The organism is Williamsia sterculiae (genome assembly GCF_900156495.1).
In the GTDB taxonomy this organism is placed as follows: Bacteria; Actinomycetota; Actinomycetes; order Mycobacteriales; family Mycobacteriaceae; genus Williamsia_B; species Williamsia_B sterculiae.
Map to the genome: position 1 here is coordinate 72,643 of NZ_FTNT01000012.1, position 17,110 is coordinate 89,752.

A 17,110-nucleotide genomic window follows, 5' to 3' on the forward strand; every position below is an offset into this window, starting at 1 on the left:
CCTCTGCACACGATGAGCAGGACACCGTCAGCGACTACGCTCACCGCATGACGACAGCGGCAGGAGGCCTGCGCGCCGACGGTGCCCCCACCGACCGCGCCACCGCCTCGACACCGGACGGCCTGCAGGTGTGGCCCGGCACGGCGTATCCGCTCGGCGCCACCTACGACGGCGCCGGAACCAATTTCTCGCTGTTCTCGGAGGTCGCCGATCGGGTGGAACTGTGCCTCATCGGCAAGGACGGCAGCGAGCGACGGATCGACCTCGACGAGGTCGACGGCTACGTGTGGCACTGCTACCTGCCCTCGATATCCCCCGGCCAGCGCTACGGGTACCGGGTGCACGGACCGTGGGACCCGGGCACCGGCCACCGCTGCGACCCGTCCAAGCTGCTTTTCGACCCGTACGGCAAGGCGTTCCACGGGCATTTCGACGACGATCCGTCGCTGTTCTCCTACCGCCTCCAAGGCGTCGACTACGGCGACGAACCTCACCGGGAAGAGTCCGCGGTCACCCCGGAGCCGGCCGCTGCCGACATGGAGCCCCCCGAGGACCAACCGACCGGCGACCCCGCCACCGAGGTCGCGGTCGCCGATCTCGGTGAGGGTGTCGACGCCGACGATGCGGAGGACACCAAGACCGCCGAGGTCGTGGCGGCCGCCGCCGTCGAGACCGACACCGACACCGCCGAGCTCGCGCCGCCGCGGCTCGACTCCCTGGGCCACACCATGGTGTCGGTGGTCATCAACCCGTTCTTCGACTGGCAGCACGACCGTCCCCCGCACCACCCGTACCACGAGACGGTCATCTACGAAGCCCACGTCAAGGGCATGACCGCGACGCACCCCGACGTGCCGGAATCGTTGCGCGGCACCTACGCAGGCCTGTCCCATCCGGCCATCATCGATCACCTGACGGCCCTGGGGGTCACCGCGATCGAGCTGATGCCGGTGCATCAGTTCATGCAGGACCACCGCCTGCTGGACCTGGGACTGCGGAACTACTGGGGCTACAACAGCTTCGGGTTCATGGCGCCGCATCAGGAATATTCGTCGAACAAGAAAGCCGGAGCCGCGGTCGCCGAGTTCAAGGCCATGGTGCGCTCGTTCCACGAGGCGGGTATCGAGGTCATCCTCGACGTGGTCTACAACCACACCGCCGAGGGCAACCACATGGGTCCGACCATCGCGTTCCGTGGCATCGACAACGCGGCCTACTACCGGCTCGTCGACGGCGAGTCGGCGCTCTACATGGACTACACCGGAACCGGCAACAGCCTGAACGTCCGGCACCCCCACACCCTGCAGTTGATCATGGACTCGTTGCGGTACTGGGTGTTGGAGATGCACGTCGACGGATTCCGCTTCGACCTCGCTGCCACCCTGGCGCGCGAGCTGCACGACGTGGACAAGCTGTCGGCGTTCTTCGATCTGGTGCAACAGGATCCGGTCGTCAGTCAGGTGAAGCTCATCGCCGAACCCTGGGATGTCGGTGAGGGCGGTTACCAGGTCGGCAACTTCCCCGGACTGTGGACCGAATGGAACGGCAAATACCGTGACACCGTGCGTGATTACTGGCGCGGTGAGCCGTCGACGTTGGGCGAGTTCGCATCCCGGTTCACCGGGTCGTCGGACCTGTACGAGGCCACCGGTCGTCGACCGAGCGCCAGTATCAACTTCATCACCGCCCACGACGGCTTCACCCTACGGGACCTGGTGTCGTACAACGACAAGCACAACGACGCCAACGGTGAGGGAAACCGCGACGGCGAGAGCCACAACCGGTCCTGGAACTGCGGGGTGGAGGGTCCGAGCGACGACCCGGAGATCGAGGACCTACGTGCGCGCCAGCAACGCAACATCCTCGCCACACTCGCGCTGAGTCAGGGCACCCCGATGATCGCCCACGGCGACGAATTCGGCCGGACCCAGAACGGCAACAACAACGTCTACTGCCAGGACTCTCCGCTGTCCTGGATGGACTGGACGTTGGCCGAGAAGAACGCCGACCTGCTGGAGTTCAGCCGCAAGGCGATCGCGCTGCGCACCGCACACCCGGTGTTCCGGCGGCGCCGTTTCTTCCGCGGCCGCCCCATCCGCTCCGGTGACGAGCCCCGTGACATCTCGTGGCTCACCCCGTCGGGACAGGAGATGACCCCGGAAGACTGGGACAGCGGGTTCGGGAAATCGTTGGCGGTGTACCTCTACGGTGACGGCATCAACGAGCCGGATCTGCGGGGTCGCCGGGTCTCCGACGACACCTTCCTCCTCTGTTTCAACGGGCATTACGAACCGCTCACCTTCTCGATGCCGAGTTCGTTCTACGCTCCGGAGTGGACAGGGGTGCTCGACACCTCCCACCTCCGCGGTGACTGCGACGTCCACGCGGTCGCCGACCAACCGGTCGAGATTCCGGGCCGATCCGTGCTCGTACTGCGAAAGGTGGGGTGACTCGCCACCCATGCCAACCGGACCGGTCACCGCAACGTACCGTCTGCAGCTCAACGCGGACTTCACCTTCGACGACGCCCGTCACCAGCTCGACCACATCGCCGGCCTCGGCGTCAGTCACCTGTACCTGTCGCCCATCCAGACCGCGGTCGACGGTTCCACCCACGGATACGACTGGGTGCCGCCACCCGCGGTGTCCCCGGTGTTGGGCGGGATCGACGGGCTGCGGGCGCTGCGCTCCGCGGCGGCCGAACGCGGACTGGGCATCATCGTCGACATCGTCCCCAACCACACCGGGGTAGAGGATCCTCGGCAGAACCCGTGGTGGTGGGATGTGCTGCGCCACGGGCACGATTCGGCCTTCGCGTCGTATTTCGACATCGACTGGTCCTCCGCCAACGGTGCCGACGGCAAGCTGGCCCTACCCGTCCTCGGTGGACCCGGTGACGTCGACGCCCTCGAGGTGTTCCCGAACGCCGGTCAGACCGGTGAACTCGGGTTCTACGAGCACCGTTTCCCGCTGGCCCCGGGAACCGCACAGGGGTCGGGCGCAGAGGTGCACGACCGACAGCACTACCGCCTGGTGCCGTGGGACTCCGGGGTCATCGGGTATCGCCGGTTCTTCGCGGTCAACGGTCTCGCCGGCCTTCGGCAGGAGGACGCGGATGTCTACGCCGCCACCCACAGGGTGGTGCAGGACCTGGTGGCCGAGGACCTCGTCGACGGCATTCGGGTCGATCATCCCGACGGTCTGACCGCTCCGGTGGAATACCTGCAGCGGCTGCGCGACACGATCGGCCCCGACCGCTTGCTGCTGATCGAGAAGATCCTGTCGCGCGGCGAACCCCTCGATCCGTCGCTACCGGTGCAGGGCACCACCGGTTACGAACAACTCCGCCGTGTCGGTGCGGTGCTGGTGGACCCGCGGGGCATCGAGGAGCTCTCGGAACTGCACCTGCGGGTGGCCGGCGACCGCGGCGACTCACGCTGGCTGCACGACGCCGAACACGCCCTGAAACTGGCGACGCTGCACCACACATTCCCGGCCGAACTGGGCCGGTTGCGACGCTCGGTGCGGGCCGCGACGCCGGACTCCGCCGTCGAGGTCACCGACGCCGATCTCGATGCCGCGCTGGCGTTGATCCTGGCGGGACTCGGCGTGTACCGCGCCGACTACCCGGTGTTGGGCGACAAGCTCGCCGACCTCGTCGACGAGCTGCGCATCCGGGAACCCGGGCTGGCCGACGCCTTCGCGGTGATCGGGCCTGCCGTCACCGTCCCCGGTGAGGCCTCGTCCCGGCTGGCGCAGGTGTGTGGTGCGGTCACCGCGAAGTCCGTGGAGGACTGCCTGTTCTATCGCACCGCGCGACTGGTCAGCAGCCAAGAGGTCGGTGGCGACCCGGGTCTGCCCGCGATGGGACTCGACGACTTCCACACCGCGAACCGCATCCGGGCCGGGCAGTGGCCGTCCGCCATGACGGCGCTGTCCACCCACGACACCAAACGCGACGAGGACGTACGCGCCCGCATCGGGGTTCTGTCGCAGGTACCCGGGCGGTGGGCCGACGTGGTCGCACAGATCGAGGACCGCACCCCCGCACCGGATCCGCTGACCGGGCTGTTCCTGCTGCAGAACATGTTCGGGGTGTGGCCGAGCGACGGTCCGGTGGACGACGACCTGCGCACACGACTCCACGACTACGCCACCAAGGCGATCCGCGAGGCCGGGTTGCGGACCACCTGGACCGAGGTCGACACCGACTTCGAGGACGCCACCCACCGTTGGATCGACGCGGTGGTCGACGAACCGGGGACCCTGGGATCGCTGGTCGCGGAACTGGCACCGCACTGGCGGTCGGATTCGCTGACCCAGAAGGCGCTGTCGATGCTGACGCCGGGGTTCCCCGACATCTACCAGGGGACCGAGTGGTTCACCGACTCGTTGGTCGATCCCGACAACCGCCGACCGGTGGACTACACCCGCTCGGTCGACCACCCCAAGACGCGATTGGTGACCGCGATCGCCACGCTGCGCCGTGATCATCCGGACCTGTTCGGTCCGGGTAGCGCCTATGTGCGGCTGATCGCCGACGGCCCCGCCGCCGATCACCTGATCGCCTTCGGCCGCGGTGCGCACGGCGCCGAGCCCGCCGTGGTGTTCGCCGCGCCGCGGTGGACGGTCTCCCTGCCGGACCTGTCGGCCACGACGCTGCGGTTACCACCGGGACGCTGGCGAGACCTGTTGAGCGGTAACGATTTCGACGGTGTCGTGGGGCTGTCGGAGCTGCTCGCGGAGACCGCACCGGTGGTGCTGGTCGCCGACACCACCTCGGGCGAGCGGTAGCGTCGACGGCGTGTCTGGTCCCGATACCGCGTCCGCTCCGCATGCCGTGTCCGTCTGGGCACCCACCGCCACCTCCGTCGACGTCGTCGTCACCGCCGACGGTTCCGAACCGCGAACCTTCGCGGCGGATCGGAACGGCGAATGGTTCACCGCGCCCGACGAGGCGGCCGCGCTGATCGACCGCGGCGCGACCTACGCCTTCGCCGTCGACGACGAGTCCCCCGTTCCCGACCCCCGCGCCCCCTGGCTACCCGCCGGTGTGCACGCACCCGGCCGCACGTTCACGGTGGATCCCGACCTGTGGACCGACGCCGACTACGTGGGTCGATCGGTCAGCGGTGCGGTGCTCTACGAAATGCACGTCGGCACGTTCACCGAGCCGGGCACCTTCGACGCCGCCGCCGAGAGACTCGACCACCTGGTCGAGCTCGGCGTCGACTTCGTCGAGGTGATGCCGGTCAACGCGGTCAACGGCGACCACAACTGGGGATACGACGGCGTCGGCTGGTACGCCGTGCACGAACCGTACGGCGGGCCTGCGGGTTTCGCGCGATTCGTCGACGCCTGTCATGGCCGTGGTCTCGGGGTGGTGCTCGACGTGGTCTACAACCATCTCGGACCCTCGGGCAACTACCTGCCCCGATTCGGGCCGTATCTGACCGAGGCGTCCACCGGGTGGGGACAGTCCCTCAACCTGGACGAGGCGGGTTCGGACGAGGTGCGTCGCTACATCATCGACAACGCGCTGCGCTGGTTCGACGAGTTCCACGTGGACGGCCTCCGGCTGGACGCGGTGCACGCCCTGGTCGACCGGACCGCGGTGCACCTGTTGGAGGAATTGGCCACGGCAACCGACGCGTTGTCCGCCCGGATCGGTAGGCCGTTGTCCCTGATCGCCGAGAGCGATCTGAACGACCCGCGGATGATCACCCCACGCGACCGCGGCGGTCTGGGGATGACCGCGCAGTGGGACGACGACGTCCATCACGCCATCCACACCGCGGTGTCGGGTGAGCGGCAGGGTTACTACGCCGACTTCGGCAGCCTCGAGACGCTGTCTACGGTGCTGCGCCGCGGGTTCTTCCACGCCATGACCTATTCGTCGTTCCGCGGTCGACGACACGGGCGGCCGATCGACACCGCCGCCACACCGGCGACGGCTCTGGTCGTCTACACCTGCGACCACGACCAGATCGGCAACCGGGCGGTCGGTGACCGACCCAGCGCCTACCTCGATCACGGTCAGCTGGCGATCAAGGCGTCGCTGGTGCTGCTGTCGGCGTTCACCCCGATGCTGTTCATGGGTGAGGAATGGGCCGCCTCCACGCCGTTCCAGTTCTTCACCTCCCATCCGGAGCCCGAACTGGGCCGGGCCACCGCGGAAGGGCGTAAGGCCGAATTCGCCGCCCACGGCTGGGACGCCGCGGAGATCCCCGACCCACAGGATCCGGAGACGTTCCGCCGGTCGAAGCTGGACTGGTCGGAGGTCGAGACGTCCGGTCACCGCGACGTTCTCGACTTCTACCGACGTCTGATCGCGCTGCGCACCGAGATCGCGGACTTCGCGGCCGGGACCTTCGCCTCGGTGGACACCGACTTCGACCCGGACGCGCGATGGTTCGCCCTGCACCGCGGGGGGCACACCGTCCTGTGCAACCTGGGTGCCGAACCGGTCACCGTCGACATCGCACTGGAACCACTGCTCGAATGGCACCCCGTCAGCACCGACGGACCGCGTACGACTCTCACCGGACACAGTGTGGTCGTCGGGCGCCGTCTGCCCTAGGTGTCGCGAGTCGTACCACGACGGTGAAATAGCGCAGGCCGCGCCGTCGTTGCACACGGACGTGGCTGAACTGCATCATTCCGTACTCGATCTCGCACCCGTCATCGCCGACGATCCGGCGACCGATGGGTCCGGCTCCGACACCGCACCCATCGGCACCGCCCTGCACAACTCCGTCCGCCTCGCCCAGGAGGTGGAGAAGCTCGGTTATCACCGCTTCTGGTTGGCCGAACACCACTCGATGCCCGGCATCGCCAGTGCCGCCCCGGCGATCGTCATCGGTCAGGTCGCGGCCGCGACCTCCACGTTGCGGGTCGGTTCGGGTGGAGTCATGCTGCCCAATCACGCCCCGCTGGTGGTCGCCGAGCAGTTCGGCACCCTGGACGCCCTCTTCCCCGGCCGCATCGACCTGGGGCTCGGGCGGGCACCCGGCACGGATCAGGTGACCATGCACGCATTGCGGCGACCGGAACCCGGCCAGTCCCTGGGCGGTGACGATTTTCCCGCCGAACTCGCCTCGCTGCGTGCGTTCCTCACCGGCGGGTACCCCGACGACCACCCGTACTCGGCCATCACCGCGACGCCGGGTCTGGGCGCCGACCCGGAGATCTGGTTGCTCGGTTCATCCACCTACAGCGCACAGTTGGCCGCGATGTTGGGTCTGCCGTTCGCCTTCGCCCGGCATTTCGCACCGCAGCAGACCATGCCTGCGATGCAGGCCTACCGGGACCACTTCCGGCCCGGTGTGCTCGAGGAGCCGCACGCGATGATCACCGTGACGGTGATCGCCGCCGACGACGACGCCGAGGCACAGTATCTTGCCGGGTCACAGCGATTGGCGATGGCGCGACTCCGGACCGGAGCCCCCGGTCGCTACCCCACCGCCGAGGAGGCCGCACGACACCCGTTGACGCCGTTGCAGGAGTCGTCGATCGCGCCCAGCGCGTCGGCCTGGATCGTCGGCGGACCGGAGCGGGTGGCCGATCAGCTGGGTGGCGTGCTTTCGGCGACCGGCGCGAACGAGATCATGATCAACTCCACCGTCGCCGACTTCGACGCACGTGTCCGCTCGCACCGCATCGTCGCAGAGGTGCTGCGTGACCTCGCCCCGGCCGCGGTCTGAGCCTCAGGTCAGGTAACGATAGGCCGGTGAGCCGGGTTCCAGTCGCTCACACTGCAATCGGCTGGTCCGAATCCGATCCATCAGCGGTCCGAGACCGTCGGATTCGGAGAGCTGGATGCCGACGAGCGCCTGCCCGGTCTCCCGGTTGTTGCGTTTGACGTACTCGAACAGCGTGATGTCGTCCCCGGGGCCGAGCACCTCGTCGAGGAATCGACGCAGCGCACCGGGTTCCTGCGGGAACGCGACCAGGAAGTAGTGCTTGAGGCCGCGGTGCACCAGCGAACGTTCGATGATCTCGCCGTAGCGCGACACGTCGTTGTTGCCACCGGACAGCAGGCAGACCACGGTCGACCCGGGCTGTAATCGCAACTCGTGCATGCCGGCCACCGACAGGGCACCCGCGGGTTCGGCGATGACCCCCTCGTTCTGGTAGAGCTCCAGCATCACCGAGCAGATGGCTCCCTCGTCGACGTCGGTGACCAGCAACTGCCCCGGCTCGGGTGACGTCGGGGTGGTGGCGACGCGCGCCCCGAAACCGGCGAGGGTCCAGTACCCGACGTCGCCGATGCGCTTGACGGCGGCGCCGTCGACGAACGGGTCGATCGTGTCGAGGGTGACCGGGCCACCCGCTCGCAGGGCCGCGGCGAGAGATGCCGCGCCCGCCGGTTCCACCCCCACGATGCAGGTCTCGTCGGACGCGGCACGCAGGTACGCGGCCATCCCGGCCACACATCCCGCACCGCCGACCGGGGCGATGAGCACATCGGGAGCCCGTCCCAGTTGTTCGACGATCTCGCGGGCGATGGTGCCCTGACCGGCCGCGGTCCGAGGGTCGTTGAAGGCGTGGATCCAGGTGGCCGACGTTCGTGCGACATCGGCCTGCGCGGCCGCGGCCGCGGCGTCGTAGGTGTCACCCGCCGCGATCAGTTCCACCCAGGCACCGCCGTGCCACCGAATGCGGTCACGCTTCTGAGCGGGTGTGGTGGTCGGGACGTAGATCCGGCCCTGCACCTGCATCCGCTTGCACGCGTACGCGACCCCCTGGGCGTGGTTACCGGCACTCGCGGCGACAACCCCTGCGGCCTTCTCGGCGTCGCTGAGCTGGGCCATCACGTTGTACGCACCGCGGATCTTGTACGAGCGGACGCTCTGCAGATCCTCCCGCTTGAGATAGACCTGCGCTCCGGTCATCTCACACAAGCGAGGATGCAGCTCCAGCGGCGTGCGGGACACCACCGGGGCGATTCGCGCAGCGGCACCCTCGACGGCGGCGGCGGTGACGACCGGCTCGGGTGTCTGCACGACGGACTCCTGAGTGCTCACCCGACCATCGTCTCACCGCCGCCCCGTCGATCGACCACGAGGTCGGCCGGGTCAGGAGGCGGGTTCGAGGACGAAGACGGGGATCTCGCGGCTCGTCTTCTGCTGGTAGTCCGCGTAGGGCGGGTAGGCGGCGACGGCGCGCTCCCACCAGGTCGCTTTCTCCTCGCCGGTGACCTCGCGGGCCACGAGGTCGTGCACCTCTTCCTTGTCACGCAGTTCGACGTGCGGGTCGGCGACCACGTTGTAGTACCAGACCGGATTCTTGGGCGCCCCACCCAAGGAGGCGACCACCGCGTAGACACCCTCGTGTTCGACGCGCATCAAGGGTGTCTTGCGCAACTTGCCCGACTTGTTGCCGATAGTGGTCAGCACGACCACCGGCATACCCTTCAGTTCGGTGGCCTCGGTGCCACCCGACGCCTCGTACTTCTCCGCCTGCTCACGGGCCCAGTCCGACGTACTCGGCGCGTACTCACCACTCAGCGGCATCTCATGACTCCTTCGTGTTGTGTGCACAGGCTGGTGACCTGCTGTTTCGTATACCCTGCATTCCAGTTTTCGGTGTACCGAACATTTTGCGGCGGTATCCCCTATAGTGGGTGAACACGAGGGATCGGCCATCCATGCCCTCGAAGTTCACCCACCACGATCTGGATCGACAGGGAGGTCGCAGCGATGACGGTCACATCCGGTTTCGGCTCGGCCGATTTCCGCGCCTCGACCCTCCGGCGAGCTGCCCGCACCACCACTTCCACCCTCCCGACGGTACTCATCGCCGGCGTCGCGTGGCCGCTCTACAAGGTCCAGGCGCTGATGGTGGCCGCGGTGTTGCTCGCCGCGGTCGGCGTTGGCACCGGATCGGCGGAACTCACGGCGTGGGTGGTCACCGCGGGCACGGTCATGGTGTGGTGGGTGCAGCGCACCCGGCATCAGTACCGACCGTCGGTGTGAACCACCCGGTACTGCTGCACACCGCGATCGACGCGCAGGACTGTCGCGGCCTCGCCGAGTTCTACCGGCTGTTGCTCGGCCTGCACTATCGGCGGGGCGATGAGATCCGCGGTGATGGTGACGAAGCCGCCGTGTGGTTGGTGCTGCTCGACGACGCCGAGAACCGAGTGCTGGCCGTCCAACAGAAGCACGAGACCACCCCACCCACCTGGCCCGCCGAGACGGTCCCCATGCAGATGCACATGGACTTCCGGGTCGCATCGGTCGACCAGTTGCACATCCAGCGGCGACGCGCCGAACATCTCGGCGCGCGTCTGCTGCAGGACCGGTCCGACGATCCCGAGGAGCCGCTCTGTGTGCTCGCGGATCCCGGCGGACATCCGTTCTGCCTGTTGGTGCAGTGAGTTCGCACGGAAACGACCGTCATTCGGGAAAAGACTTGCCAACCGGGCCCGATCGGCTCTATACCGACGTCCATGACCGCAGACCTCACCGTGACCGATACCTTGCCCACCGCGGGTGAGCGGGAATCGTTGCTACAGTTCCTGGCCCGACAACGCGACCTCGTGTGTTGGAAGGTCGCCGGTTGCTCCGACGATGCCGCGCACCGGACCAGCATGCCCTCGGGGTTGACCATGGTGGGTCTGGTGAATCATCTGACCGACGTGGAACGGTCCTGGTTCCGGGAGGTGTTCGCCGGCGCCGAAGACCTCGACTACGGATGGTCCGAGGAGGATCCCGACGCCGAGTTCCGGGTGGACCCGTCGGTGAGCGTGGACGAACTGATCACCGCCTACCGCACCGAGACGGCACTGTGCGACGCCGCGATCGCGGGTCGTGGTCTCGACGAGATGGCGGTCACCCGCCCGATGTCGCTGCGCTGGATCATCCAGCACATGATCGAGGAGACCGCACGGCATCTCGGCCACCTCGACCTGCTGCGGGAACTCGCCGACGGTCAGGTGGGTCAGGAGCCGGACACACGGTGACAGCCGGATCGGTCGGTGACTCTCCACGTGGTCTGCGCGGCCGCGTGGAGGCGTACACCGAGCGATGCTGAACCAGCACTGGGTCCTCCTTGGCGCGGCATTCGGGCTGATCGGCAGTGTCCGGTATGCCACGTCCACCGCGGTGGGCGAGGCCCGACCGAATCTGGTGACCTGGACGCTGTGGGCAACCGCGCCGCTCATCGCGTTCGCCGCCCAACTCGACGCCGGCGTCGGGCTGCCCGCGGTGATGACGCTGAGCGCGGGTGTGGGGCCAACCATCGTCCTTATCACGGCGCTGAGCACTCGCCACCACTACACGGACCTGCGCCGGTCGGACCGGACCTGCGCCGCACTTGCGGTGATCGCCTTGGTGGTCTGGTGGGGCATGGGCGACGCTCCCATCGCCGTAGTCGTCGCCGTCGCGGCCGATGCCCTCGCCGCCGCTCCCACGGTGGTGAAGGCGTGGAAACTGCCACGGACCGAGAACGTGCTGTTCTACCTCCTGATCGGCGTCGGTGCGGTGATCACCCTCCTGACGATCACGGACTGGCACCCCACGACGTGGATCTTCGTGGCCTACCAGATCACCGTGTGCACGGTGGTGATCGGCGTGGTGACCACTCGCCGCCGGGTCGTGATCTGACAGGCTGGCCTGATGACCGACACGGATCGCGACCTCGAGCACACTCTCGACGACATCGTTGCCGCCCGTGACCGCGACGACATGCAGCCGACCGTCGATGCCCTCGAGCGGCAGCTGCGGTTGCACCCCGACAACGCGCGGGTCAACTACGAGATGGGCGGCGCCCATGACACTGCGGGCGCGGAAGAGCTGGCCCTGGGCTTCTACGAACGCGCTCTCGACCTGGGACTCGACGGCGACCTGCGAGTGCGCTGTCTGCTGCAGTACGGCAGCACCCTGCGCAATCTCGGCCGCGGCGCCGAATCGCTGGCCGTCTTCGACAGGGCCGTCGATGCGGATCCGGATCTGGCCGCACTGAAAGTGTTCCGGGCGTTGACGCTTCACTCGATGGATCGTCGTGACGCCGCGCTCGCGGAGCTACTGCTGGTGATCGCCGACCATGTCCCGACGGCGGACATCGCGCGGTACACCGCCGCCATCCGTGGCAACGCACGGTATCTGTCCGACCTGGACGGGTGAGCCGTGTGGCGATAGCCCACGACCACTCGGTCAATGCTCGATGTCGGACCTCGCAGGTAGCATGGGTAGTAGTAGAACTTAGCTGACGCGGGCTTCACGGAATGACGTTCTGATCCTTCTGCGCCGGAAGCTGTCTCGCATGTTCACCTACACCGACACCACCGTCGACGACGGGCTGTTGTCCACATCACCGGTCGTCGATCTCATCGCCGCCGGCCACGACTCCCAACGCCTCGAGCGCCAGTCCAACGCACGCACCATCCTCTCCGCCTACCGCATCGGTCTGGCACGATTCCACGACATCCTCACCCGCACCGACGAACTCAACCCGCACATCGGCCACCACGCCGACAAGGCCTGCACCGGCGAGATCTCACTGCAATTCGGGGTGTCGAAAACCATGGCCGGTTCCTGGTTCGCCCTCGGCGCCAAGCGCGACAACCTACCGATCATCCTCTCCGCCTACCTCGACGGACAGTTCAGCTACCGCCGCGCCCACCTCCTCGCCACCACACTCACCGGCGTACACACCGATAATCTCGACCACGCCCAGTCCGACGCCATCGCACTGGCCCGAGAACCACTCACCGACACCACGCTGCGCGACCGACTCGACGCACTCATCATCGAGCTCGATCCCGACAAAGCCGCCGCCGACCGCGAGAAATTCACCAACAACCAGAACATCCGGGTGACCAAAGACCGCCACGGCCACTCCACCCTCGACGGCTGCATCCCCGCCGCCCAAGGCGAACACCACCGTCAGCGCATAACCACCCTCATCACGCAGCGCCTGTGCGAACACGACTCACGATCGACACGCCAACGGCGAGTCGCCGCGCTGGCCGACATCCAGGGCATGACCACCCTCGCCCGCGACTGCACCACCTCGCAGTGCCCGGCCGCCGCGGCCGTCACCACCGCGCCCACACCATCAGCACCCGTGGCCACCACCCTCACCCTCCGTACCGGTCACCTCGCCCACCTCGGCCGCTACGGCACCACCGACCCCACACTCGCCGACCACCTCGTTCCCGACAGTGGCGATAACCGTGAGATCACGCCCAGCGCCCTGACCTACCGGCCATCTCGAGCACTGATCGCCGACATCCTCGCCACCGACCGCACCTGCCGATACCCCTTCTGCGACACACCCGCCGAGGACTGCGACATCGACCACATCACCCCCTTCGACCACAACGACCCCCGACGCGGCAAACTCACCATCAACCGCAACCTCGCACCAATCTGCACCCCCGACCACCACCGAAAACACCACGGCGACTGAATACCCACCATCGACCACCACCGCCGGATCACCTGGACCAACCACCACACCGACCAACACATCACCACCACACCATGATCATTGATCTGGACATGTGATATCCAGATATGTACTGTCCAGACTCATGGAGTTGCCGAAAGGTGTCGAGTGGGCAGCGCATGCGCTGCTCGTCCTCCACGTCGTGGGTGAGGACCGTCCCCTGTCGAGCGCAGGTCTGGCGCGCCTGTTCGACCTGTCGCCGACGTACCTGAACAAACATCTACAGAAGCTCGCGACGGCAGGCATGGTGACCTCGGCGCGAGGCGCGAACGGCGGGTTCCGTCTCGACCGAGACGCGGAGCAGATCACCCTGCACGACGTGGTGACCGCACTGGACGGCACTCGAACCCTGTTTCGATGCAACGAGATCCGGTGCCAGGGAGTCTTCGCCGACCAGCGGGAGGTGATTCTCGCTCGGGGATTGTGTGGCATCAACCGCGCCATGGGTCAGGCAGAGGACGCCTGGAGATCGTCCCTGCGCGACGTCTCCATCGCCGCGCTGGCAGCCAACATGAACGCCGCAGCCCGCACCCGCATCATCGAGGCGACGAGCCCGAAACCGACCCTGACGGAGAACCAGTGACGATTGCCATCCTCGGAGCCACCGGCACGGCCGGTGAGGCCACCACCGCCGCCGCACGGCGAGCCGGGTACGACGTGCGCGGGCTCTCGCGCGCCACCGGGGTCGACCTGCACACCGGCGCAGGTCTCGACGAAGGACTGCGCGGCATCGACGTCGTGATCGACGCCTCCAACCCCTTCCCCACGGCAGACGCCGGTCTGGACGTCGTATCCGCCTTCGCGGCCTCCACTCGACGTCTCGCGGAGGCCTGCGCCACGGCAAAGGTGCGACACCTCGTCCATCTGTCCATCTGCAACATCCATCAGCCCGCCTTCGACGGTTTCGACTACTACCTCGCCAAACGTGCCCAGGAGGAGGTGTTGGGGTCGACGCCGCTGCCCCACACGGTGATCCGGACGACGCAGTGGATGGAGTTCGCGCTGAACCCGGCCGCGGTGGCCGTCAGCGACGACGAGGTGCGCGTGCAGGACTGGCTCGTTCAGCCGATCGCTGTTGCGACGGTGGCAGAGGTCCTGGTCCACGCCACCACCGACCAACGGGACCGGCAGGTCGCGGGACCTGACATCATCCACCTTCCCGACCTCACACGTGGGCTGCTGACGGCGACCGGTGATCCGCGCCCCGTCGTCACCGTGGAGCCGTTCGTCCCGGAGTTGGCCCGAGGCGTCCTACTCGCTCCATCCGGGGCCGAGCTGCTCGGACCCACCCCCGACGAGTGGGTGGCCGGCCGGACGGCGTGACGTCGGCTCGGCCCGGTGCGCGATACCGCCGCGGAGTCACCGGGGGTGTGCGGGTACGACGCGCAGGTCCACATGGGCGCCGACGGTGGCGTCGAGCGCGGTGACGCACATGTCGAGGTTCTCGGCAGGCGTGATGGTGTTGTCGACGAGGCTTGCGAGCGTGGCCTCTCGGACGAAACCAATCCAGCCGAGGAAGGCTGTCTGTGCCAGGCGGCGCTCGGTCCCCGATGCGCTCGCGGCGTCGAGCACAGCCGTGCACAGCGTGGCAAACGTGGCATCTAACGGCTCGCGGACAACGGGTGTGGCGGCGATGGAACTCCGGTTCGCGATCAACACCAACGGCAGATGCCGCTCGTAGAAGTCGAGATGGGCGGCCAAGGTCGACACCAGGCCGTCACGCACCGTGCCGGCTCGATCGAAGTCGACGGTTGCGCCGAGGGTGTCGTGTGAGCGGCTCCAGATGGCCGCGAAAAGTTCGGCCTTGGTCGGAAAGTAGTGGTACACCAGCGCCCGGGTCACGCCCGCGCGTGTCGCGATCTGGCTCATCGACACGTCCTCGAACGGTTCGGACGTGAACAGCTGTTGCGCAGTGTCGAGCAGCTGGCCGCGCCGTGCGGTCGGGCTCATCCGATAGCTGGTCACCATCGAAGTCTAGGTCTTGTCAACATCGAGGAGATCCTCTAGCGTCGATCTTATTATACGACTGTCAAACAGGTGGGGTGCCCATGCGCGTCTTCATGATCTGGCTCAGGGTGTTCGGCGTTGTCGTCATCGGTATCGCGCTGGCCCACCTACTGTTCGGGCAGACCACCTACATCGGCGGTGGTCGTGTCAATGCCACGATGGAATCCGATCTGCGGTTCTTCAACGTCCTGTTCGCGGCATACGGGATCGCGTTCGTCTGGGCCGCGGGCGACGTCATCGGCAGGGCACGCATCATCGACATCCTCGGTGTGCTGTTCTTCGTCGGTGGCCTGGCCCGACTGCTGGCGTGGGTGGTCGCGGGTGCACCGAGCTGGTTCTACGTCGTCATGATCCCGGTCGAGCTGATCATCCCCGTCGTCCATCTGCTGGTTCTTCGCCGCATCGAACGCGGCATCGTCGGCGTCGCCACGCCGTAGGTCCGCTATGCCTGTCGGACACCGACACCTTCGTGGCGGCTGCGTACACTCCGACGCGTGCTGGATCACGGTGACACGATCGGCCATCGGCCGCGCCGGGTAGCCGTCGCAGGCGTCTCCGGCGCCGGCAAGACCACGGCGGCCCGCCGGATCGCCGACATGGTGGGCGCACCTCACACCGAGATCGACGCGCTGCACCACGGACCAGACTGGATACCTCGGGCCGATTTCGTTGCCGATGTGCGCGCGCTGGTGGCAGCCCCCGAGTGGGTCACCGAGTGGCAGTACGCCCACGCCCGGCCGCTCATCGCGCAACGATGCGACCTGATGGTGTGGCTCCACTACCCGTTCTGGACGGTCACCCTGCCCCGGGTCACCCGACGCACCGTGCGACGTCGTCTACACCGAGAAGTGTTGTGGAACGGGAACGTCGAACCCCCACTGCACACGATCGTCACCGACCCCGACCACATCATCCGGTGGGCGATCGCCACCCGACACACGTTCGAGGAGCGCGTCGCCGAGGTCGCCTCGCGGCACCCCACCCTGCCCATCGTGCACCTGAGCACACCGCGGGATCTCGAACACTGGATCGCCGGCCCGCTCACGAGGGCGTCAGTCACCCAGTGACAGGATCCCGCGGGCCGACGCGACGCAGATCGCGTCGTATTCGCGCGGGATGTCGCCACCCACGAAGGGACGAATCAATCCATACGGTCCCTGGCGCGTCGCCACCCGGGCCAGCCGGAGACGGCGCTCGGTCAGCCGCCCGTAGCGCCGCGCGGTGACCGTACGCAATGTCGCGTCGATGGCGTCGTTGATGGTCTCCACCTCGTGCCGTCGAGATTCCGGGACGAGGTCGACCAGATCGACGCGTCGGTACAGGGTCATCGCCTTCGCGTCCAACGGGTTGGACCGGCAGAACCGGGGAATGTGCACCGTCATCGCGTCCAGGGATTCGCGGGGGTCGTCGACGGCGGCCGCGGCCATCAGACCGGCATGCAATCGCGTGATCGACCGGACCCACAGGGCGCCGAACAACGCGTCTCTCGACGCGAAGCGGTGATAGATCGATCCGATCGGCGCACCGGTGATCGCAGCGACGTTCGCCACCGTCGCATCGCGCCAGTGGTCGAGACACGCCTGTGCGGCGGCGTCGAGGATCTGGTCCTCCGAGAACTTACGGGGTCTTGCCACACCGACACCCTAGC

Annotated in this window: 18 protein-coding genes; 14 read left to right on the forward strand and 4 right to left on the reverse strand. The window is 67.4% G+C overall.

Features of this window, described 5'->3' with window-relative positions:
- Positions 1-47: 47 nt before the first annotated feature.
- The 4 genes from glgX (at position 48) to BW971_RS17695 (ending at position 7,703) form a co-directional block, all read left to right on the forward strand.
- The gene (gene glgX, locus BW971_RS17680) at positions 48-2,450 is read left to right on the forward strand and encodes a glycogen debranching protein GlgX (RefSeq protein WP_083710290.1); all 2,403 of its coding nucleotides are present in this window, start codon (positions 48-50) and stop codon (positions 2,448-2,450) included.
- A gap of 10 nt (positions 2,451-2,460) precedes the next feature.
- On the forward strand, positions 2,461-4,794 hold the full coding sequence (gene treY, locus BW971_RS17685; RefSeq protein ID WP_076482344.1) for a malto-oligosyltrehalose synthase: 2,334 nt from the start codon (positions 2,461-2,463) through the stop codon (positions 4,792-4,794).
- 10 nt (positions 4,795-4,804) lie between these two features.
- A complete protein-coding gene (treZ, locus tag BW971_RS17690; protein WP_234974465.1) occupies positions 4,805-6,580 on the forward strand; it encodes a malto-oligosyltrehalose trehalohydrolase in 1,776 nt (591 codons plus the stop codon).
- Positions 6,581-6,641: 61 nt separating this feature from the next.
- On the forward strand, positions 6,642-7,703 hold the full coding sequence (locus BW971_RS17695) for an LLM class flavin-dependent oxidoreductase (RefSeq protein WP_076482347.1): 1,062 nt from the start codon (positions 6,642-6,644) through the stop codon (positions 7,701-7,703).
- A gap of 3 nt (positions 7,704-7,706) precedes the next feature.
- On the opposite strand, the gene ilvA is transcribed toward BW971_RS17695, so the two are convergent.
- On the reverse strand, positions 7,707-9,026 hold the full coding sequence (ilvA, locus tag BW971_RS17700; protein WP_076482348.1) for a threonine ammonia-lyase IlvA: 1,320 nt from the start codon (positions 9,024-9,026) through the stop codon (positions 7,707-7,709).
- Between the two features lie 51 nt (positions 9,027-9,077).
- The gene (locus tag BW971_RS17705; RefSeq protein WP_076482350.1) at positions 9,078-9,515 is read right to left on the reverse strand and encodes a nitroreductase family deazaflavin-dependent oxidoreductase; all 438 of its coding nucleotides are present in this window, start codon (positions 9,513-9,515) and stop codon (positions 9,078-9,080) included.
- 186 nt (positions 9,516-9,701) lie between these two features.
- On the opposite strand from BW971_RS17705, the gene BW971_RS21730 reads away from it, so the two are divergent.
- The 8 genes from BW971_RS21730 to BW971_RS17745 all read left to right on the forward strand — a co-directional run bounded on the left by BW971_RS21730 (position 9,702) and on the right by BW971_RS17745 (position 14,778).
- A complete protein-coding gene (locus BW971_RS21730) occupies positions 9,702-9,977 on the forward strand; it encodes a hypothetical protein (protein WP_083710266.1) in 276 nt (91 codons plus the stop codon).
- The gene (locus tag BW971_RS21735; RefSeq protein ID WP_076482352.1) at positions 9,974-10,381 is read left to right on the forward strand and encodes a VOC family protein; all 408 of its coding nucleotides are present in this window, start codon (positions 9,974-9,976) and stop codon (positions 10,379-10,381) included. Before BW971_RS21730 ends, BW971_RS21735 begins: the two co-directional genes overlap by 4 nt.
- A 72-nt stretch (positions 10,382-10,453) precedes the next feature.
- Positions 10,454-10,966: a DinB family protein gene (locus BW971_RS17720; RefSeq protein ID WP_076482354.1), complete on the forward strand. Its 513-nt coding sequence runs from the start codon at positions 10,454-10,456 to the stop codon at positions 10,964-10,966.
- Between the two features lie 64 nt (positions 10,967-11,030).
- A complete protein-coding gene (locus tag BW971_RS17725; RefSeq protein ID WP_076482355.1) occupies positions 11,031-11,609 on the forward strand; it encodes a hypothetical protein in 579 nt (192 codons plus the stop codon).
- A gap of 12 nt (positions 11,610-11,621) precedes the next feature.
- Positions 11,622-12,128 (forward strand): tetratricopeptide repeat protein, encoded by a 507-nt coding sequence (locus BW971_RS17730; protein WP_076482357.1) that lies wholly within the window; start codon positions 11,622-11,624, stop codon positions 12,126-12,128.
- A 139-nt stretch (positions 12,129-12,267) separates the two neighbouring features.
- Positions 12,268-13,416 (forward strand): HNH endonuclease signature motif containing protein, encoded by a 1,149-nt coding sequence (locus tag BW971_RS17735; protein ID WP_076482359.1) that lies wholly within the window; start codon positions 12,268-12,270, stop codon positions 13,414-13,416.
- Positions 13,417-13,540: 124 nt separating this feature from the next.
- Complete coding sequence (locus tag BW971_RS17740) at positions 13,541-14,038, forward strand: RrF2 family transcriptional regulator (protein ID WP_076482361.1); 498 nt, start codon at positions 13,541-13,543, stop codon at positions 14,036-14,038.
- On the forward strand, positions 14,035-14,778 hold the full coding sequence (locus BW971_RS17745) for an SDR family oxidoreductase (protein WP_076482362.1): 744 nt from the start codon (positions 14,035-14,037) through the stop codon (positions 14,776-14,778). Before BW971_RS17740 ends, BW971_RS17745 begins: the two co-directional genes overlap by 4 nt.
- Before the next feature lie 36 nt (positions 14,779-14,814).
- On the opposite strand, the gene BW971_RS17750 is transcribed toward BW971_RS17745, so the two are convergent.
- Complete coding sequence (locus BW971_RS17750) at positions 14,815-15,423, reverse strand: TetR/AcrR family transcriptional regulator (RefSeq protein WP_076482364.1); 609 nt, start codon at positions 15,421-15,423, stop codon at positions 14,815-14,817.
- Between the two features lie 80 nt (positions 15,424-15,503).
- On the opposite strand from BW971_RS17750, the gene BW971_RS17755 reads away from it, so the two are divergent.
- Positions 15,504-15,899 carry a DUF4345 domain-containing protein gene (locus BW971_RS17755; protein WP_076482366.1) on the forward strand — a complete coding sequence of 132 codons (396 nt, stop codon included), beginning with the start codon at positions 15,504-15,506 and terminating at the stop codon, positions 15,897-15,899.
- 57 nt (positions 15,900-15,956) lie between these two features.
- Entirely contained in the window at positions 15,957-16,529 is a 573-nt protein-coding gene (locus BW971_RS17760; RefSeq protein WP_234974466.1) for a P-loop NTPase family protein, read from the forward strand.
- Here the strand turns inward: BW971_RS17760 and BW971_RS17765 are convergent.
- Positions 16,515-17,096: a TetR/AcrR family transcriptional regulator gene (locus BW971_RS17765; RefSeq protein ID WP_076482368.1), complete on the reverse strand. Its 582-nt coding sequence runs from the start codon at positions 17,094-17,096 to the stop codon at positions 16,515-16,517. The two genes, BW971_RS17760 and BW971_RS17765, sit on opposite strands and share 15 nt — an antisense overlap.
- Between the last annotated feature and the right edge of the window lie 14 nt (positions 17,097-17,110).